This is a genomic window from Zooshikella ganghwensis DSM 15267 (assembly GCF_000428585.1).
GTDB lineage: Bacteria > Pseudomonadota > Gammaproteobacteria > Pseudomonadales > Zooshikellaceae > Zooshikella > Zooshikella ganghwensis.
On record NZ_AUAF01000005.1, the window covers coordinates 61,947 to 82,012 of the forward strand.

Here is a 20,066-nt window from a genome sequence, read left to right on the forward strand (position 1 = left end):
CAGGCTACACTTACTACAGAACATCTTTCACTATACTCTCCACGAATCAATTTTAGGGTTAGTTATCGGCATTCTTTACAACCACCAAGGATGGTGTCAATGCAGTTTCATAGTGACACGGATGCCATATAGTAGAGCAATGCAGAAGCAATTACTGAGGAGTATTTAATTGCCCCCCTAAAAGTCCTTCGTTTTACTCGATTCCGAAGTTTTTTCTTCTTGACTTTTTTATTGCTGAATAAATCAATAAGTTATAGAAATAGGCTGCCATGTAACAACAAGTGTTTACTAACTATGTATACACTGATCCTTGGAGCTTTTAGTTTTGCAAGCATTAAAAACTTCGGAATCGAGTTTTAGGTATAGACAGACAGTATAGCGTTTCCTTATATAAATAGACTGTCGCGAAAGATAAGAATAAGCAAATAATATATTGGAAAACACGGGTAATGAATAAGCATATAATTTTGACCTATTTGGCTTATTCCTGTATATCCTCAACCATTGCTTTGGCTGAAGAGCCACGAGAGCTTCCCTCCTCTTTACATATCTGCAATGATGATGCAGAGTGGCCGCCCTTCACCTACTTTTCAAGAGTCGCTGGTGAAAAATCTAAACTTAAAGGGTATTCAGTTGACGTATTGTCTGCCATCTTAACCCCTATCAACCAACCCTACAAAATCGATATGATAAACTGGAATCGTTGTAAATATGATGTCATGCACAGTAAAAGGTATCATATGTTGGTTGATGCCTCATTAAATGAACAGCGTAAAAAAAATTTTTTCTACACCGATAAGTACTATGACACACATACCTACTATTTTTATGCTAAAGCGCACCATCCTAAAGGAATCAGCATTTCTTCACTAAAAGAATTAAAACAATATCGATTAGCAGGTATGAAAGGCTATAACTATGCTATCTATGGTCTGAAAGAATCAGATATCAGCATCTATAAAAATAGTCAACAAAAAATTTTCTATATGCTACTCCATAACCGAGCAGACCTTCATCTAGAAAGAATAGAAATCATTGCCGGTTTCGCAGCCATTGGAGAAAATCTATTAGGGAATAACGAAATACTGTATGCACCACTGCCTAATGTAAAACCGATGTCATTTCATATGCTTTTCCCCAAGACAAGTCAAGGTAAAAAACTAAGAGACTTTTTTAATAGAGCGCTTAAAAACCTAAAATCTAAAAGTATTTTAGAGAGTTTACTCAAAAAACATCTTGATCCAGTATTAAATAATAGACAGTAATATACCCAAAACGAAGGGTTTTTAGTGGGGCTAGTCTGGTCTGTTAAGACTAGCGATAGCATCAACAGTTTTTCAATGGTGCTAGCTGGGCCATCAAGCGATGAAGCCCCTGGGCAAGTTTACTGCTGTGAAAATTGCGGTAGCCACTTTAATTGATATAACAGCGCTGCTGGGCGGTTATATTAATAAGTGACTGGGGTGGCCGTTAAATGCTCCTGCATAAACTGCATTCTCACCATCCTTGGTGGCCAAGAGCACTGTCAACAAACCCTACTAATGTGTCGGGAACACATTAGAACAGCTTCGCTGGCCCGTTAGGGTGAGCGCTATCGATAGCGCACATAAAAATGATTCGTGAGGGGTATACTAGCCCCAAAGTATAACATACACCAATAACAATCACTGTCTATAATAAGCCTCGTCATTAACTACCAATATCAATAAAAAAACTAATATTTAATTAAAAATGAACGGTTTATTTATTTGATATTCATTCACCTAATTCTACACTAAGAATATTTCGCAGTGTAGGAGTAGGCGACGATGGTTAACGTACGATTTCTTATCTTAGTTTTTGCACTTTCAGGTAATTATGTTTTCGCGGAAGAAGAGAATAATTGTCTTGATTTCGCGGAAGGTGGTGTTATTTTTCACGCCTGCTATGATTACAAAAATGGTTTACTGGTATATACATTCAATAAACCCCATCATGGGACACATGTTAATGCCAACTTTCCCTATCATGAAGTGCTTATCGACAATGAACAACTTCTTGACCCTTCGATGAGCGATACAACGAAAATCTATAAAGCACATTTTCGTATTAATACAAATGGTCAGCATGTCGATCAGCTTGTAGCAGACTTCTGTACTTGGGATCCAGCCTATGCCAGACATAAAAACTGGCAAGCTGATAAGTGCTCTGGATGGATGGTGATTGGAGGTATGCCCTATCGAGAACCTATTTTTTACTACCCATGATAGCAATACCATACCCATTAATAGGCTGCTTTTGCAGCCTTTTTCGTGGCATCCTAATCACTGTTTCGTTATTGCGAAGAACCTGGCTCAACCATTTCCTGCCAATCTATCTTTTCAAGTGCACTAATGCTCTCATCCCAAACTTTTTGTAAACATGTTAAGGAGTAATCCGTCTCTTTTTGTTTCCGGCTCTGTATTTCTAAATGCTCACAGGTAGTTGCAAGGCGAAGTAAACCTAAACTTTGTGCACTACCTTTTAACCGATGAGATAGTTGGGTGACTTGAGATATTTTATGCTGCTGAACAGCCTCAATGAGTTGCTCCCACGTTTCAACTGAAGCAGTCAAAAATATACTCGCCATACGTTCCAATGTGCCAACCCCCAGTACCTCAATATCTTCTTGAATGCTGGCTAAAGAAAATACCGGATACTCTTTTAGCGCATCAGAAACAGGCTCCTCTTTCACCATTGAAGCCATCTTAACTTCGGTTTTATTTTCGTCATACTCAACGAAACGAGCAATGGCAAGCTGTAAATCAGTCAATTTTAATGGTTTAGCGACAAAGTCATTCATGCCTGCAGACAAGTAATGAGACACTTCTTCTCTAAAAACATGAGCAGAAACGGCAATAGTATATAAAGATTGCTGATGAAATAGCTGGGTAATACTTTTCAAACGTTTTGCTAAAGCCGTGCCCTCAGTATCAGGAAGATTAATATCTACCAGCGCAATGGAAAACTTTTTTTGTCTTACAACCTGCTCAGCCTGTTTACCATCACGTGCAGTGGTTACGTGATGCCCCAGTTTCTGTAGCAACTCTTCCGCCACCATACGATTAATTTCATTATCTTCTACCAATAAAATGGGTTGCGGCGCTACTGGTGTTTGCTGTGCTTTAACCAAAGCCCTCACTTCTTTACCTGTTGCAAGTTCCATTTCAAACCAGAAACAACTACCTTGCCCTGGCTCACTAGCGACTCCGATCGTACCTGACATAGCCTCAACAAGCCGCTTGCTTATTGCTAGACCTAAACCCGTTCCCCCAGCGGAGTCATGAACTTGCTTGAAGGGAGAAAATAGCTCAGCTTGCTTAAATAGAGGCACCCCAACCCCAGAATCAATAATATTAAAACGTACTTTATTCGTTTTACGTCGGGTATCTTCTTCTAAATAAACTATTTGAATAGTGACTGAACCATGTGTTGTAAATTTTACAGCATTTGCTAATAGGTTAATTAAAACTTGTCGTATTTTTCCCAAATCTGCAAAATACCAACAACAACATTTTTTTGCTATATCAATACTTACATTTAATTTTTTTTCTGAAATTTTTACTTGTAATAAATCGATAACTGATGAGATTAAATCAGGCAAATAAAAATGCTGTGGATTAAGTTCAATATGTCCTGCTTCAATTTTAGAGTAGTCCAGAATATCATTTAAAATCGCCAGTAATGTTTCACTGCTTCGACTTAAAACCGCTATATAGTGTTGCTGATGATCATTTAAAGGTGTATCAGATAAAAGCTGCAAGGTACCCAAAATACCATTCATCGGTGTTCGAATTTCATGGCTCATTGTTGCTAAAAATACCGTTTTAGCGCGGTTAGCCGCTTCAGCATCCTGACGAGCACGAGCATGGTTTTGTACTGCCTGATTCAACTGCTGATTAGCTTTGGTTAGCTGTTCAGTTCGATCAGCCACCAATAACTCAAGATTATTTTTATGCTTTTCCAATTCTTCTTTCGCTACCTGCTCAGCCGCAGCCAAGCGATTTCTTTCAATCGCCTGATCCTTAAAAATATTGATCGCATGAGCCATTACTGCAAGCTCGTCATTTCCCTGTGGTGTTAACTGGATATTTAAATCACCAGCCGCCAGAGCCTTCAACGCCCCTATATGCTGGTTGATACGCCATACAATACGACCATAAACAATCCGCCACATCACCCAGCTTAAGATAATACTTCCCAATAGAGTCACAATGAGCAGCATAAGCCGGCTAATTTGAAGTGAATCTTTAACTTGTTGAATTGAGTTTTCTTGTGCCTCAGATGCTTCATCAACCAAGTCCGCGACTAACATCGCCAAGACACCTGACAACACCATATTATTAAGCGTTAGCTCATCAATATGGTTTCTTACTTTTAATAATTGTCGATACCGCGCAAATAAATTATTAGAAGCTTCAAGCTTTTCTATATGCTTAGCAAGCATATTATGGTATTTAGGGTCTTGTAAGCTCAATAATATTTGTTTAATGGAAGATAAAATTTCCTTAAATTGATTCTCAAGTGATGATACTTCATCTTGATCAGTACTGAGTTCTAATTTAATTAATAATCGGCTTAATTGAACCTCTTGTAGACGCAACTCGCTCATCAGATTCAATTGCTTAAGGTCCTCTTTAAGGAGCTTATCCAGAGATAAGTAGACCTGTTGCTTCGATTTATTTTGCGCGACCTGATCATATAGTGACAAAATATCATTAGATGCTTTAAGCGAGGTATCACTTACTTTTTCAGAAGCTATATCGCCAATCTCCCTGGCAATACTCATCAACTGTCCCTGATTTTTATTGACTAAATTCGTTAAATTTAGTCTTGCAGCAACCCACTGACTTTGCTGCTCCATATTAATGACAATCTCTGCAACTTTTTCTTGTACCTGCCTTAGCTCATCTGATTCAGACATTACATCTAGTAATTTTAAAAGCAGGATGTTGAGTTCTTCAGCCTGCTGAAATAAGTTATCTGTTTGCTCTTGCCAGTCTTGTTGATCTGTTACTTCTGATAAGGTACTTGCGGCAAAGACTAAGCGTGAGGTTGACTGGGCGAGCTGATGCATCGCGGTCATGGTAGGCAACGAATGCTCTATAACAATATGCTCATGCTTACTAACTCTATAAAATCCATAAAAACTTATGGTGGCTGCTAACACCAATAAGGTTATCATACAGCCAAAAGCCCACCATAATTGAACGCCTATACTGCTTTGTTGCTTCATAAGTTTTCGTGAATAAACAGGCCAAACCTGTAGGGTAGCTAATTTAGGGTATTCGCGTCATGCGACCGGATATATAGATGTCAGTATAATTAAGAAAATTCCAGACTTAAGTAGGTAGGGTTCAAAATACAAAAGCTTATTATTACTTGTACTTAGATTCTTATCAAGCGTAAAGCTATTTTTCAGAAAAGGCCTTCATTAATGAGTGTAATTTAGTACCATTATCCACTAACAATACTAAACTACAAGCATTCAACTATTGTTCAATATCACCGGCAAACAAATAACCTTCACCATGAATTGTAACAAAATAACGGGGGTTGCGAGGATTATCTTCGATTTTACTCCGTAACCGGCGTACTAATACATCTATGGTTCTGTCATTGGGTTGCTCAACGCGGTGGCTTATTAAACTCAACAACTGATCCCGCCCCAATACACTGTTTGGATTAGTTACAAATGCCAGTAATACTTCATACTCCGCTTTTGTCAATTTAACCGGAGAATCACCTTTAGAAAGCATGCGTCGTGGAATATCAAAAGTCCAAGGACCAAACAACACGCCGCGATCAGCTTGTTTTTCTTCAGAAAACTCTTGTCGTAACTGCTGCTTAACTTGATCAACTTTACTAATACGCCATAGTAAGTTCTTTACCCGAACCCTCAACTCACGCAGTTCAAAAGGTTTTGTCACATAGTCATCAGCCCCCATCTCCAAGCCGACAATTCGGTCAACGCGGTCTGTTCGTCCCGTAACAAGGATAATGCCGACATCAGAGGTGCTACGAATATCACGGGTTAATAAAAGCCCATCTTCTCCTGGTAAGTTAATATCCAGCATAATGAGATCAATTTTTTCGTTCTGAAGAATAGACCGCATTTCATTTCCATCAGCAGCTTCGCTAATGCGATAACCTTCTTGAAGGAAATAATCAACGAGTTTAGCCCTTGTAACAGGCTCATCTTCGACTACAAGTACATGATACTGCTGCATAGGTGGGCTGCCTTCAAATCGTACATTTGTTCATATTTTTTCACATTTCTACCCCTAACGGCTAGCACACAAATGTTAATTGAATCACACTTTTAAATAAATTAATGTAACATGTTTTATATTTAATATAACTAATTAGAATATAAAACACTGTTTTTACTTTAGTACTACCTTTCCAAAGTAAATCATAAGAATTGAAAGGTATAGATAGCTAGCACACTAAATGATTTATTCAGGTCATAAATCAGACCCTCAATGTATGCAAAAAGTATAAATGGGAGAAGTATTGCAAATACATTTATCCAAACACATAAGCTAGACCCAACTTTAATCAACTAATTAAAATAAACGTATGTTAGACTTTAGGGCACCTATTAAATAATAGTGATTTCTTATGCATAACTAACCGCAGCCTGGAAAACCATAGTGTATTTGTATAAAAGAGTTTATGGGGAACCGAGGACAGCACTGATAAAGATTTCAAAAAAGGCATTTTTAGATGTGCCCTTTTTATAAGCTTAATCGGGTTGTTAGATACAAAATAAATAGCCGTCTTAACAATAATCACTTATAAATAAAATACGAACACACAATTTCAAGAAGTATATTTGAACATGCTTAATCATTTTTATCTGTTTGCAGGTTAAATACTGATCGCTACCATTATTAATATGCATTGTTACTTAAGATGCACGGTGGTAGCATTTTAATAACTCGTAGCAACCTTTATTAAAGTAGTAACAAGCATTGAACCATTTTACAATATTTGACACGCCTGTTTTAAGCTGGTTTTTTCACTGGCTCTTCAAACTTATATTACGACTAACTGGCTGGAGGTTCGAAGGCCAGCCTCCCCAGCTAGCTAAATATGTACTCATAGGTGCCCCCCATACCAGTAACTGGGACTTTTTCTACTTCATTGCAATGGCCTTCCTGTATCGTGCCAAAGTACATTGGCTTGGTAAGCACTCTTTATTTAAAGGACCTCTTGGTCCAATTATGCGTTGGCTTGGTGGTATCCCTATCGACCGTACCCAGCGCAATAATCGCGTTCAACAGCTTGTGACTCTTTTCCATCATTCAGAAAACTTCATTCTTACTATCGCGCCTGAAGGCACTCGCTCTCAAGTGTCCCACTGGAAGTCAGGCTTCTACTATATCGCTGTAGGTGCTAAAGTCCCTTTACAACTAGCTTATTTAGACTTCCCCAATAAACGAGGAGGGTTTGGCCCATTAATCTGGCCAACAGGAGATTTTGAAAGAGATCTTTTGGAAATACAGCAATTTTTCCTGCCATTTAAAGGAAAAAAGGCGCCATAACACAGAACCTAGTTAAAAATCCATAACAAATCAGTATATACTTAGGTTAACAGCAGTAGAGCCATTAAAATCACAATAATATTATATGGAAATCATCTCATGGGACTATCTATCAGCCATGATCATTTTACTGCAAATGACTACCTTCTTTTCACAGAAAGGTTGCACGCTAACCTATCCACACTGCAAAAACTGCTTCAAAACCCAGACTTTGGACAAGGGCCAGGCTCCATTGGCGCAGAGCTGGAGATGTATATAGTTGATGATGAATGTCGTCCAACCCACCTTAATCAACGCATTGCTAACCTGATTAACGACCCTCAACTTACCTTAGAGCTTAATCAGTTTAATCTTGAATATAACCTTTCTCCGGTTCAGATAACGCATCAACCCTTCAGACATATAGCCAAAGAAATAAACTGTGTAGTAAAGCGTCTTAATCTTTGCAGCCAAACGCTAAATGCCCGAATTTTACCTATTGGAATCTTACCAACGCTCGAAAAAAAGGATATCAGTGCTGAAGCAATGACAGATATCCCTCGTTATCATGCGTTATCCAAAGCTTTGCGCTCAATCGGTGATATGCCATTTCAAATCAACATTGATGGTTCTCACCCCCTGCAAATGCTAAGTCCAGATATTACAATGGAAGGTGCTAACACCTCCTTCCAGATTCACTACCGAGTATCACCTGAACATTTTGCGAGGCGTTTTAACGCTATACAACTGGTGACACCTATTGTTTTAGCGCTTGGGGCAAATTCTCCTACACTCTTTGGACATGCTCTATGGCAAGAAACCCGTATTGCGTTATTTAAACACTCCGTTGAAAACAGAAATCATCATAAGTGGCATCATCCAGCACGTGTCAATTTTGGTACTGGCTGGGTTAGGGAAGGCGCATTTGAATTATTTGCAGAAGCCGTCTATCTATATGCTCCCATATTACCTATTACCAGTCATCATAACAGCCAAGAACAGTTAAACCAGGGTATAACACCTGCCCTTGATGAACTACGATTGCATCAAAGCTCGGTATGGCCTTGGAACCGTCCCGTTTATGATCCAGCGGCAAACGGCCATTTACGCATTGAAATGCGCGCCCTTCCTGCAGGACCGACAATTGATGATATGGTAGCCAATGCCGCATTTTTAATCGGTATAGCCGAGGGATTGAATGATACGATAGAACAACTTATCATCGGTTTACCCTTCAATTATGCTAAATACAATTTTTACGAAGCTGCTAAACAAGGACTCGATGCGGCATTGATTTGGCCCGATACCAAAAATCATCAATTAAAGGAAATATCCGTCGTCAATTTAGCAACTGAGTTACTACCCATTGCCGAAAAAGGCCTTTACCAAATAGGCATTGCGGAAGATGAAGTACGCTGGTTACTGGGTAATATTGAGCAAAGGTTAGAGCAAAAGATTAATGGCGCCTCATGGCAATTAAAAATGCTCAACCAGCTCAAACGCAAATATCACACGACTGATGCCTTAAAGTACTTAACTGAACACTATATCCAAAACTTTAATAATTATGCTTCTATCGTAGAGTGGCCTGAACAACCATGCCAGTAAACCGTCGTCTATTACATGTTATTGAAAATCCACAGTTACAACAGTGGCCAACAACACCTGAATTATTTTTGGAGCAGTTGTCTTATCCCACCCTTTTTTGGATTCAGGGTAAAGATACTTCACGTCATCGAGCAATTGTGACATTGCTTCATGGGAATGAACCCTCTGGACTGATTGCCATTCACAAATGGTTGACCCACTCGTTCTTTACCCCGGCAGTGAATACCATCATTATTATTGCCGCGGTACAAACAGCACTTACATCACCACGATTTAGCTACCGCCACTTACCTCATATAAGGGATCTGAATCGCTGTTTTAATGGTCCCTACGATGACTTAGCAGGCTTTTTAGCTGAAAGCATTTTAACCCACTTAGATCATTATCAACCGGAAGCTATTATTGATATACATAATACCTCTGGTAAAGGACCTGATTTTTCTGTTTCTATTTCTGCAGATCAGCAGCATCAACAACTTGTTTCCCTCTTCACTAACCAAATGATTATTACTGAAATAAAACTAGGGGCACTAATGGAATTAAGCGAGCGGAGTGTCCCTTCTGTTACCATAGAATGTGGTGGCGCAAATTGTAATACATCTCATGCTGTTGCCTATCAAGGGTTAATTCGCTATCTACAGGAAGAAAACCTTTATAGTACAGTTATCCCCAAAGCACTGGAAATCATGTACCACCCTGTCCGTTTACAGGTGAAGGAAAACACGATCATCAACTATGCAAGTCAATATTGCTCTTATACTGACTTAACATTACGCGAAGATATTGAGCTGTTTAACTTTGGTGTTATTACCCCAGAAATGCCACTGGGTTGGACAAAGCATAACAGTCGAGGTATTTTTCAACTGCTAAATGCGGCAGGCAAGAATGCCTTTGAAGAATACTTCTGTATTAAAGAACATACCCTTTATCCAACACAAAGCTTAAAACTATTTATGATAACTCGAAATCCCACTATTGCAGTGGAAGACTGTTTACTCTACGCAGTTAAAGTTCCCCCTTTATAAGGATAACGGCAATGGTTGCCCTGATAGCTGAATATATTTAATTCGGTAATGTGGCAACCACAAAAATCGAAGCACACAGTGCTGGATACTCATCCCCTAATTTGAAACACCCTTCCAGAAAAGCATCATCAATTATTTTTTGCTCATAGGCTTTGTCTAATTGAAAGTTAGCTAACGGTTTAAAGCAAATACCACCACTTTCGATAATGGTTAGTCCCACCCTGTCAACTTCATCAGAGAGAGTATGCAAAGCATACGTCCGATAATGCCCATGCAACCGCTCACCGTCAGTAACAGCCTCTGGCTCCGAGATTAAACCCATTTTTACAGCAATTTGTCGAGATGCAGCCATGGCATTAGGACAAGCGATAAATAGTCTTCCCTGTGGTGCTAACCATTGTTTTATACGTTGGAAGAGTTCACTGGGTACTTCAATATGCTCTAAAACATGAAGCAAAAAGACCGCATCAAACTGCTGATTCAGTTGTAAATTCTCAAACCGCTCGCAAATAACCTCAATAGACTCAGTCGCCGCTAATGAATATGAAGAAAATAAGTGACGGGTTTTTTCTGCAGCTTTTTCTGCACCTTCAACTAATGTTAACTGACTAAAGTATGGCTGTATTAACGTGGAAAAAGCACCTTCAAAACAGCCCAACTCTAATGCTGTATTTGGCTTATCAGAAAAGTATGGCAAAAACTTACGCACCATAAACTGATGCATTTGACGGTCAAACTGATAAAAATAATCTCGCTCTTGATTATTCTCTGTCAATTTATCTAAGTCTAGGTTATCCATATTATTTATTACAACGTTCCGCGAGTAGTCAATAACAAAGACACTTTAAATAGTAGAGTTGTTAAATTGATGACAACACAGTTTCACAAATTAAATCTAGCTGGTTTTGCGTTAACTCCGCATATAAAGGTAAGCACAATGTGGTAGCAGCAACCTGTTGTGCATTAGGTGTGTTATTAGGAGCGCCATGACAGGGCAAAACATCCAGGCTCGGATAAAAATAACGGCGCGGAAAAATATTTTTTGCTTCAAGTTGTTGCTTGACATTAAGTAAGCTGTGCTCACTTGATAGATTCACTGGTGCATAAGCACCATTTGTAGAAGCATTCATACACCATTGCTGCCATTTAATACCAGAGTGATCCAATCGCTGCTGGTAGTACTGCAAGTGACTTTTCCGCAGCCGGATGCAATCATCAATTTCCTGCAAATTAGCAAGCCCTACCGCTGCGTGTAATTCAGACATTTTTGCATTAATGCCAACGTCTGCTACCTGTTCTGGCCCTGCAATACCGAAGTTGATTAAACGTTTCAAGCGCGCAGCTAAATCAGGGTCACCAACAATAACGCCCCCTCCTTCTACCGTGTGAAAGAGTTTTGTCGCATGAAAACTTACAGCTGTGCCCATGCCCATACCTAACAGGCTTTGCTCCCCATACTGAATACCAAAGCCATGGGCACCGTCATACAAAACCGGTAGTTTATATTGTTCACCCAGGGTTGCTAACGCTTCTATATTACAAGGATTACCATAAACATGTGTCGCCAGAATCGCTGAAGTTTGAGGGGTAATTAAGTCTTCAACTTTATTAGGATCAATTGTCCAATCTGCTAAATTAATATCTGCAAATTTTGGTTCTAAACCACTCCATCGAATGGCCGCAGCAGTCGCTGGAAAGGTATAACTGGTCGTGATTATTTCACCTTTTAACCCTAATCCTCGCATTAATAACATTAAAGCAAGTGTACCATTGGCCATGAGTACAAGGTGATTAATATTGAGATATTGTTCTAACGCAGAGGTTAACTGTTGCTCTAAGGGACCAAAGTTTGTTAAATACGCTGTATCATATAATTGGTTTATATAAGCTTCGAGTTTTTCTCTGGAAGGAAGGTGTGATCGTGTTACATTGATCATATTATTGAATCCCTCTCAGCCAACTCACAACAAATATATATACCCTTCATCAGAATAGACGGTATTTAGGTTTTTCGCCTCTTAAATTGCACTTTTATGATATAACCTTCTGCCAAGAAAATACTTTTATAACTGATTAAATAGCGACAAATTAGTAATGGCTACATAGCTCTGTTGTGCTGCTTGTAATAAGTAGTTTTCAAATGAGAGTCTACTAATAGCTTCAGCCTCATCGACATAGAGTAACTCTGCAAGCAGCTCTTCACTGACAATTTCAACATCTTCTTGTAAGTTGCGTGTCGACTCAACTGTATTTAAACGTCCTCCAATTTTAGCCTGCGTATCAGTAATACTCTCAATGGTATTATCAATATTGATCAGCGTATCTGAAACAAGCTGAGCAAGTAACTGTCGTCCTTGTTCATCATTCGCTGAGTTATTCAGAGCATCTTGCAGTCGTTTTGTGGTCGTTAAAACATCTTGCTTATCACTGGTTTTCAGAAAAAAACTATCTCCTTGATTAGGAACGCCATCAATGTCTACCGTCATTCCCTTGATTGTAATACTATCACCTGATGCAAATGGCTGATTGGAGACCAATGTTATCCCGCCATTGGCCGTTTTAACGGTATAATTTGGTCCATTCGGTACAACTGCCGTTTCTGGGTTGAAAGTAATGATGATATCTTCAGGGTAAAATGCATCTAACTCAGTTTGATCAACGATCTGACCAACACTGATTCTTGCAGGAGGGTTTGCAGTATTTGAGTCACTTGCAGAAGTTAAAAAGGTTTTTTGCGCACTCGGTATATCCACAAAAATCCCTTTGCCCGAATCATTAATAGCTACCGTAGTGCTCGCGGCTATTTGTAAGAAACGCTGTCCTTCATCACCCGTAAATTCAAACCCTCCTCCCGTTTTTTCAATAAAAGGAGGCTGGTCTGCCTGAAAACCTGCGAAAATATAAACACCTGCTGCATCTTTTCGGTTTAAACTGTCTTGCAACTCCTGCAAGCGCACTTCAACCTCATCCGCTATTGCCTGTTTATCCTGTTCCGTTAAAATGCCATCTCCTGCTTGTATAGTTAACTCTCTTAATCGCTGCATAATATTAACGACACCCGTTAATACCGCTTCTTCCAGTTTTAAATTATTTTCAGCGCCACCCAAATTACGTTTATATTGATCGAGTATTGCTAACTCCTGATTAACCGCTAAAACTTTTGTCGTGGCAACAGGATCATCTCCAGGACTTACAATGCGACGTCCCGAAGCAACTTGTTGTTGGGTATTAACAACCCGCTCATTGTTTTTTATAATTTGATCCAAGCCTGCTTTAAAAATATCAATATTTGAAATTCGCATTGTCTTACTCTCACGCTTAGACCATTTACGTTAACTAAAACGAAAGGTTTTAATGTCTAAAATGCATTTAACAAAGTGTCAAATATTTCTCGTGCTACATTAATCACCTGCGCAGAAGCATTATAAGCCTGCTGAAATCGAATTAAGTTCGCCGCTTCCTCATCCATATTCACACCAGAATCCGAATTACGCAGACTAACTGTCTGGTTTAGTAAGGCTTCACTGGCATCCAAATCAATACGAGCTTGGCTGGCATTAACGCCAATAAACTCAACGAGTTGACCATAACCTTCTGAGTAACTGGCAGTACCTCCCAAAATAGTTTTTTGGGTTGCCAGGTTCGCCATTTTAAAACCGTTGCGATTATCTGAAGTACCATTTTCATTAAAATCAATAGTAAATGTATCATTCGCTTCTGGCCGTCCTTGTAACGTTACCTGAAACCCTTTGAATGAAGACTTTGCAAAGCTAAAGCTTGAGGTATCACCAAAAATGCTACTCACAAAAGGTGTTGTCCTGAAAGATACACCCTCTGTCATAGTCACATCTAAACTGCCACCAATGGTGACAGCTGTTGCATTAGCTGGGCCTGACCCCGTTAAAGTTTGCGTCGACAACGCTGCGCCTGTTTGACCATTACTCACCACAAAGCTGTCCGCAGCATCGGCCGTCATTTGCACATCTAAGTCGACACCTGTAGTAGCATAGATTTTTAAGGTAGGTACAGGAGGTGCTCCAGGTGTTTCTGAAACAACCGCGTAAATGCCCTGATTGGTTAAATTACCATTATTATTAATGCGGTCTGCCAAGACTTGGATATAATCCTCATTTTTTAAAGGGTCTACATCCGGCACAGGCACTGTGCCTAATGCTGAATTGGTGAGACTTTCTCCATTAATGCTTAACTCAATCGCCGTGCCAGAACCACCAATAATATTGGTGATCTCAACTTGGTTAAACGCATTAGCGGAAACTCCGTCAACCTGGCTCAACTGGTTTGCAATTTCCTGAGCCGTGGCATTAGCCAACGTATTGACTGTAGAGGTAGTTACTATTCCTGTATCAGGGTCACGATTAGACACTGTAATCGTTTGCGCAGAATAACCATTTACTGGATTTGGTACAGCAGGCAGTGCCACTGTTACAGGTGCACTCACTAATCCCACATCACCTGTTCCCCGAGCTTGACTGGTCGCAATAGTCTGCCCTTGGTCCAGGGTAAAAACATCTTTAGGCGAGCCAGGAATAAACACCTGATTACGAATCGGTGGATCCAGTTGTTTTGGGTTACTGGGGTCTGAGTTATCTAATACATCATAAGTCGTAGGTGTGGTAAATCGAATAATCAAGGGTGGCGTTAATTGACCGCTTGTTGCAAATGCAGGTAAAAAATTACCAGTCTCTGCATCATACACCTGGAATACATCACCTTGAGAAATAGAACCTGTGCCTTGATTCGTGGTCGATGTCTGAGTTCTGATCGCAGCAGCAAAGGCCAATTCACGAGGATCGTTCATTTCAACCTCAAACTCACTGGCTGCATTCCGCGTAGGTTCTAAAAAAAACTCATCCCCCCGCTGAAAGCTTCCTGCTTCGAAAGCAATGCGCATACCATCCACTTCAACAGTTTCAGGAAATAAACCACTTAAAGAAGCTTGCAGTGCAATTGAGTTATCGCTATCACGCCGTATCGTAAATGTCGAGTTATCAATAAATTCTACCGTATAATTAGTCGCTTTTAAGCTCTGAACATCATCAATGCTAATGCTAATCACTCGATCAACAGGTGGCGTATTATTAGGACTTGCCGTCACTCGATCCAATGTCGCCTGTCGATCATTAACATCATTAAATATTCTTCCACCAAAACTACTGGATAAATCCAGCCCCATGCGTTGCTGGTCATTTACCGTTTTACCAACAGCTAGCGCAACCAGTCCTAAATTATTAAAGGCTGGCTGCAAAATATTATCCCGATAATCCAACAAGCCACCTAACATGCCACCTGTTATCTGATTATCCAGTACTTGCTCTGTCCCTTGTAAAACTATATTCACTCCAGCACTTTCTGTTTTTGCAGGTAATGTCGATAGGTTATTTGCACTTACCCCAACAACCAACGACTGACCTTTACCAATAAAGACATTCAGAGTATTGTCATCCTGTTCAATGACCTGAACAGAAACAATTTCTGATAACTGTCTTATTAATTCATCCCGTTTATCCAGCAAGTCGTTAGGATCTCCACCACTGCCTTGCTGGGTTACAATTTGCCGGTTTAATTCAGCAACGCCTGCCGCCAACGAATTAACTTGCTCAACCAGTGCTTCAATTTCCTGGTTTATTGCTCTATTTTGCGATTCCATCGTGCTTTGTACTGTCGTAAAGCGACTGGCTAATCCACTGGCTTCTGTAAGCACTAACTGTCGAGCAGGAATAGATGTTGGATTTTCGGAAGCTGCTTGAAGCGCGTTAAAGAATTTATCTAGCCCAACATTTAATCCTGTCGTTTCATCGGCTAATAATGAGTCAAGCTGTCGTATATTAAGGTCAAAGGAACTTAACTGGGAATGAGTAGACGTATCTTGACGTAATTGATTAATGACAAATTGACTGGCAAACCGACGAATATCTTCAACAAAAACACCACTCCCTTGATAATAGTTAGCTATTCGCTGTTCCTGTGCTGTCGTAAAAACAGCCTCTTGCCGGGAGTATCCGGGGGTATTTACATTGGCAATATTATGTCCAGTGGTATTCAACGCGCGTTGATATGCCTGTAAGCCACTGGTACCAATTTGTAGTAAATTGCCTGCCATTGTGGTTGACCTTCATTCCTCGTGCCAACAGCCATCATCCTTGAAGTGAAGCCTGACTCATCACCTGGCTATTCGCAATATTGATAATTTTCTTTGCATAACGCGGGTCAGTCGCATAACCAGCTTTCTGTAACTCGAGCAAAAACTGTTCCGGATTTTGTTTTACCGACAGAGCTTGTTTATAACGTGGATTTTGTTGTAGAAAATCAACATAATCCTGCATACTCGCTTCATAGGAGTCATAAGCACGAAAATCGGCTCGTTCGCGAACGGCAACTCCTTGCCGGAATTCAGTCGTTGCGATATTCGCTTTATCACCTTGCCACCGTTTATGCGCTTTAATTCCAAATAAATTATGGCTATTACTACCGTCCGCCTGACGAATCATGTGTTTGCCCCATCCGGTTTCCAACGCTGCTTGCGCTAACATAAATCGAGGGTCAATCCCTACCGCTGAGGCGACTTTTTCTGCAATAGGATATAACGACTTAATAAAAGTCGCGGGAGAATCAAAAATTTCTGGAATTGATATTGGCTTGGCGGATATAGCTGCTTTTTCTACACTTTCTTCTTTCCCTAAAATGCTATTCAGCGCCTGTGAGCCACTCACAACGTCTTCGCTTTTTTGGCTTTTTACAGCGGGATTATCTTCGCGTGAAGTATTAGATGGATTAATAATTTCAGCGTTATTTATAGTGTCTAATCGTTTTTCTTCAGGTAGCTCTGATACTGCTTCTGAATCTGTTTGGGCTTGAAGCAAAGGTTTCATTTGTTTAATGATCTGGTCAGCCAAACCAATACCTTTACTTTGAGCCATTTCAATGGCCAGCTGACTATCCAGCATATCCCTAAAAAATTTTTCCTCTCGACTGTTTAAATAATTACCTTCCGCAATCATATCATTCGCTTTTCGCATATTTTTGAGCATCATGTTTAAAAACAAAGACTCAAACTGCTTTGCGGCTTCAGTTAATGCCTGGTGAGGGTTTTTATTCGCCTGCGCTTTTATTTTACCAAGGCCATCTAACTGGGTATAAAACTGTGCCGACGATAGATCTGCTTTCATCACTTAACTCCTTACTAAATGACAACCAGTTCAGCATTTAACGCCCCAGCTTGTTTTAAAGCTTCTAAAATAGCCATCAGATCACCCGGAGCAGCACCCACTTGATTGACTGCTTGCACAATTTCATCCAGCGTTACCCCTGGAGAAAACAAAAACATTTTATTTTTTTCTTGAGTAACATCGATATCACTTTGCGGTACTTGTACTGTGTCTCCAGCACCAAATTCATTAGGTTGACTGACTTCAGTATTTTCAGAAATTGAGACAACTAAATTGCCATGAGTCACTGCAGCTGGAGAAACACGTACATTTTTACCAATCACAATCGTGCCAGTACGAGAGTTAATCACGACACGTGCTGGTGCTTCACCAGGTGCAATCTCTAAATTTTCTAGAACAGACATATAAGTAACACGCTGGCTACTACGGAGAGGTGCTTGAATTTCAATGGTGCCACCATCTACAGCTTGCGCAATATCTGGTCCCAGTACTTGATTAATGGTATCCGTTACCCGCTTCGCGGTAGTAAAATCAAAACGGTTTAAATTCAAGACAATTTTATTACTGTGATTAAAACCACTAGGAGCAGCCCGCTCGACCATGGCCCCATTTGGTATACGCCCAACGCTGGGTACATTAATCGTAATTTTCGAGCCATCCAAACCTTCCACCCCCAAACCACCCACGACTAAATTACCTTGGGCTATCGCATAAACACGTCCATCCAAACCTTTTAACGGCGTAATTAATAAACTCCCTCCCCTTAAACTTTTCGCATTTCCAATGGATGACACGGTAATATCAATAGTTTGACCCGGTTTAGCAAACGGCGGTAATTCACCATGAATCGCTACAGCGGCAATATTTTTTAATTTAGGATCAGCGCCTGGCGGTAAATTAATACCAAACTGCTTTAACATACTGTTAAATGACTGAATCGTAAAATTGGTTTGACTGGTTTTATCTCCGGTACCATCAAGCCCAACCACTAGTCCATATCCAACTAACTGGTTGCTACGAACACCAGAAATTGTTGCAAGATCTTTTAAACGTTCCGCATGACTTAAAATACCTAATGATATTAAGCAGCCTAACAGCAGGAATCGAAGCGTTAACATAACATACTCCTTATACTGATGCTTTGGTCATTCCTGATTTAAAGAGGGAAAAAGGTACTCAGTAAAAACCGGACAATCCATCCTGCTTTACTTGCATCAGCCACCTCACCTCGACCACTGTATGTAATACGTGCATCAGCTAACTTTTGAGATGAAACCATATTATCTGGAGTGATATCTTCCGGCCGAACTAACCCTGTTATCCGAATATATTCATCACCAGTATTCAATGTTAACCATTTTTCTCCACGGACTTTCATAACACCGTTAGGTAGCACTTCTGCCACAGTTACGGTGATAATACCAGAGAGGCTATTACTCTGATTAGTTTCTGCTTCACCATCAAAACTTCGGGTTGACGAAATTTGCGTATTTAAACTTAAATCATTGCCAAATAATCCCTTAACGGTTTTCCCCAAAATTGTTGGGTCCGCAATTGTGGAATTACTGTTTTTATCAATTTCAGTGTCAGCTTCTTTTTTGGCTTTAGTCTGTTCATCAAGCCTAACCGTTAAGATGTCACCTACTCTATGTGCTCGACGGTCTTCGTATAAACTTATGGCAAAGTTTTCTTGATAAATAGCACCATTGGTAAACTCTGTTGGTACTGGTGTGGGTGGATATACCGGCGCATAAGCCGGGTCATTAGGCTCTGCCGGTAATGATACACAGCCCGATAAAAAACTATAAACAAAAAAAACCGGGGTTATCAGGCCTAATCGTAATACATTCATGACCTTACACCTCTTGCTGTCTATAAATTCTGCGTCACAAATTGCAGCATTTGGTCTGCAGTGGAAATCACCTTAGAATTCATTTCATAAGCACGTTGGGTGGTTATCATATTTACCATTTCTTCCACAATACTCACATTAGAGCTTTCCAACGTGTGCTGTTTTATAAATCCCAGGCCATCTTCACCAGCATTACCTTCAACAGGATCACCACTGGCGCCCGTGGCTAAAAATAAATTTCCTCCAATAGCTTGAAGCCCTGGAGGATTAATAAAATCCACTAACGTAATTTGTCCTTGTTGTTGAGGGTCTGCTTGTCCTGCAATTGTTACACTGACAGTGCCATCCTCGCCAATCGTAATAGACGTTGCATCCTGAGGAACATTAATTGCAGGCTCTAAGGGTAAACCATTACCATTGACCACATCACCGTCGGCATTTAAATGAAACTCTCCATTACGGGTGTAAGAAATAGTGCCATCCGGCAATAATATTTGAAAAAAACCCCGACCATTAATGGCAACATCTAACGGCTGTTCTGTTGTTTGGAAACCCGTTGTAGTAAAGACTTTTTGTGTACTGTGCACACGCACCCCTGTGCCCAACTGTAAACCAGAAGGTAATACATTATCTTGTGTTGCTTGCCCGCCGGGCTGACGTTTTATTTGATAAAATAAATCTTCAAATTCAGCACGATCACGTTTAAAACCAACAGTAGCAACATTTGCTAAATTATTGGCGATAACGGTTAGCTGGTGATCTTGGGCACTCATCCCCGTTTTTCCAACCCATAACCCTGGATGCATAACAACCTCCACACTCGATAAATTACAACAGCGCTAATTTT

At 40.1% G+C, this 20,066-nt stretch carries 15 protein-coding genes; 5 read left to right on the forward strand and 10 right to left on the reverse strand.

The features are described from left to right. Positions 1–449: 449 nt before the first annotated feature. Both F607_RS0102290 and F607_RS0102300 read left to right on the forward strand, forming a co-directional pair. Positions 450–1,265, forward strand: a complete 816-nt coding sequence (locus F607_RS0102290; RefSeq protein WP_027706744.1) for a substrate-binding periplasmic protein — start codon at positions 450–452, stop codon at positions 1,263–1,265. A gap of 543 nt (positions 1,266–1,808) precedes the next feature. Continuing rightward, entirely contained in the window at positions 1,809–2,246 is a 438-nt protein-coding gene (locus F607_RS0102300) for a hypothetical protein (RefSeq protein ID WP_027706745.1), read from the forward strand. 68 nt (positions 2,247–2,314) lie between these two features. Here F607_RS0102300 and torS read toward each other — a convergent pair whose 3' ends face one another. Next, positions 2,315–5,254, reverse strand: a complete 2,940-nt coding sequence (gene torS / locus F607_RS0102305; protein WP_027706746.1) for a TMAO reductase system sensor histidine kinase/response regulator TorS — start codon at positions 5,252–5,254, stop codon at positions 2,315–2,317. A 256-nt stretch (positions 5,255–5,510) separates the two neighbouring features. Continuing rightward, positions 5,511–6,248 (reverse strand): two-component system response regulator TorR, encoded by a 738-nt coding sequence (gene torR / locus F607_RS0102310; RefSeq protein ID WP_027706747.1) that lies wholly within the window; start codon positions 6,246–6,248, stop codon positions 5,511–5,513. A gap of 747 nt (positions 6,249–6,995) precedes the next feature. On the opposite strand from torR, the gene F607_RS0102315 reads away from it, so the two are divergent. The 3 genes from F607_RS0102315 to F607_RS0102325 all read left to right on the forward strand — a co-directional run bounded on the left by F607_RS0102315 (position 6,996) and on the right by F607_RS0102325 (position 10,180). Next, positions 6,996–7,568, forward strand: coding sequence for a lysophospholipid acyltransferase family protein (locus tag F607_RS0102315; RefSeq protein ID WP_027706748.1), 573 nt, complete (start codon positions 6,996–6,998; stop codon positions 7,566–7,568). A gap of 99 nt (positions 7,569–7,667) precedes the next feature. Then, positions 7,668–9,155 carry a glutamate-cysteine ligase family protein gene (locus F607_RS0102320; protein ID WP_027706749.1) on the forward strand — a complete coding sequence of 496 codons (1,488 nt, stop codon included), beginning with the start codon at positions 7,668–7,670 and terminating at the stop codon, positions 9,153–9,155. Beyond that, the gene (locus tag F607_RS0102325) at positions 9,146–10,180 is read left to right on the forward strand and encodes a M14 family metallopeptidase (RefSeq protein WP_027706750.1); all 1,035 of its coding nucleotides are present in this window, start codon (positions 9,146–9,148) and stop codon (positions 10,178–10,180) included. The genes F607_RS0102320 and F607_RS0102325 overlap by 10 nt, the downstream gene beginning before the upstream one ends. Before the next feature lie 37 nt (positions 10,181–10,217). On the opposite strand, the gene F607_RS0102330 is transcribed toward F607_RS0102325, so the two are convergent. The 8 genes from F607_RS0102330 to flgG form a co-directional block, all read right to left on the reverse strand. After that, positions 10,218–10,979, reverse strand: coding sequence for a class I SAM-dependent methyltransferase (locus F607_RS0102330; protein ID WP_027706751.1), 762 nt, complete (start codon positions 10,977–10,979; stop codon positions 10,218–10,220). Between the two features lie 61 nt (positions 10,980–11,040). Continuing rightward, entirely contained in the window at positions 11,041–12,117 is a 1,077-nt protein-coding gene (locus F607_RS0102335) for a DegT/DnrJ/EryC1/StrS family aminotransferase (protein WP_027706752.1), read from the reverse strand. 126 nt (positions 12,118–12,243) lie between these two features. Continuing rightward, complete coding sequence (gene flgL, locus F607_RS0102340; protein WP_027706753.1) at positions 12,244–13,482, reverse strand: flagellar hook-associated protein FlgL; 1,239 nt, start codon at positions 13,480–13,482, stop codon at positions 12,244–12,246. Between the two features lie 56 nt (positions 13,483–13,538). Then, positions 13,539–16,301, reverse strand: coding sequence for a flagellar hook-associated protein FlgK (gene flgK / locus F607_RS0102345; protein ID WP_027706754.1), 2,763 nt, complete (start codon positions 16,299–16,301; stop codon positions 13,539–13,541). A 34-nt stretch (positions 16,302–16,335) separates the two neighbouring features. After that, on the reverse strand, positions 16,336–17,367 hold the full coding sequence (gene flgJ, locus F607_RS0102350) for a flagellar assembly peptidoglycan hydrolase FlgJ (protein ID WP_027706755.1): 1,032 nt from the start codon (positions 17,365–17,367) through the stop codon (positions 16,336–16,338). A gap of 14 nt (positions 17,368–17,381) precedes the next feature. Further along, positions 17,382–18,485 carry a flagellar basal body P-ring protein FlgI gene (locus F607_RS0102355; protein WP_027706756.1) on the reverse strand — a complete coding sequence of 368 codons (1,104 nt, stop codon included), beginning with the start codon at positions 18,483–18,485 and terminating at the stop codon, positions 17,382–17,384. Between the two features lie 38 nt (positions 18,486–18,523). After that, on the reverse strand, positions 18,524–19,219 hold the full coding sequence (gene flgH / locus F607_RS0102360; RefSeq protein WP_027706757.1) for a flagellar basal body L-ring protein FlgH: 696 nt from the start codon (positions 19,217–19,219) through the stop codon (positions 18,524–18,526). A 20-nt stretch (positions 19,220–19,239) separates the two neighbouring features. After that, complete coding sequence (flgG, locus tag F607_RS0102365; protein ID WP_027706758.1) at positions 19,240–20,025, reverse strand: flagellar basal-body rod protein FlgG; 786 nt, start codon at positions 20,023–20,025, stop codon at positions 19,240–19,242. Positions 20,026–20,066 lie beyond the last annotated feature (41 nt).

Excerpts from the sequence above, each read along its gene's own strand:
- F607_RS0102290 (WP_027706744.1), top strand. The coding sequence starts at position 450 with ATGAATAAGCATATAATTTTGACCTATTTGGCTTATTCCTGTATATCC.
- F607_RS0102300 (WP_027706745.1), top strand. The coding sequence starts at position 1,809 with ATGGTTAACGTACGATTTCTTATCTTAGTTTTTGCACTTTCAGGTAAT.
- torS (WP_027706746.1), bottom strand. The coding sequence starts at position 5,254 with ATGAAGCAACAAAGCAGTATAGGCGTTCAATTATGGTGGGCTTTTGGC.
- torR (WP_027706747.1), bottom strand. The coding sequence starts at position 6,248 with ATGCAGCAGTATCATGTACTTGTAGTCGAAGATGAGCCTGTTACAAGG.
- F607_RS0102320 (WP_027706749.1), top strand. The coding sequence starts at position 7,668 with ATGGGACTATCTATCAGCCATGATCATTTTACTGCAAATGACTACCTT.
- F607_RS0102325 (WP_027706750.1), top strand. The coding sequence starts at position 9,146 with ATGCCAGTAAACCGTCGTCTATTACATGTTATTGAAAATCCACAGTTA.
- F607_RS0102330 (WP_027706751.1), bottom strand. The coding sequence starts at position 10,979 with ATGGATAACCTAGACTTAGATAAATTGACAGAGAATAATCAAGAGCGA.
- F607_RS0102335 (WP_027706752.1), bottom strand. The coding sequence starts at position 12,117 with ATGATCAATGTAACACGATCACACCTTCCTTCCAGAGAAAAACTCGAA.
- flgL (WP_027706753.1), bottom strand. The coding sequence starts at position 13,482 with ATGCGAATTTCAAATATTGATATTTTTAAAGCAGGCTTGGATCAAATT.
- flgK (WP_027706754.1), bottom strand. The coding sequence starts at position 16,301 with ATGGCAGGCAATTTACTACAAATTGGTACCAGTGGCTTACAGGCATAT.
- flgJ (WP_027706755.1), bottom strand. The coding sequence starts at position 17,367 with ATGAAAGCAGATCTATCGTCGGCACAGTTTTATACCCAGTTAGATGGC.
- F607_RS0102355 (WP_027706756.1), bottom strand. The coding sequence starts at position 18,485 with ATGTTAACGCTTCGATTCCTGCTGTTAGGCTGCTTAATATCATTAGGT.
- flgH (WP_027706757.1), bottom strand. The coding sequence starts at position 19,219 with ATGAATGTATTACGATTAGGCCTGATAACCCCGGTTTTTTTTGTTTAT.
- flgG (WP_027706758.1), bottom strand. The coding sequence starts at position 20,025 with ATGCATCCAGGGTTATGGGTTGGAAAAACGGGGATGAGTGCCCAAGAT.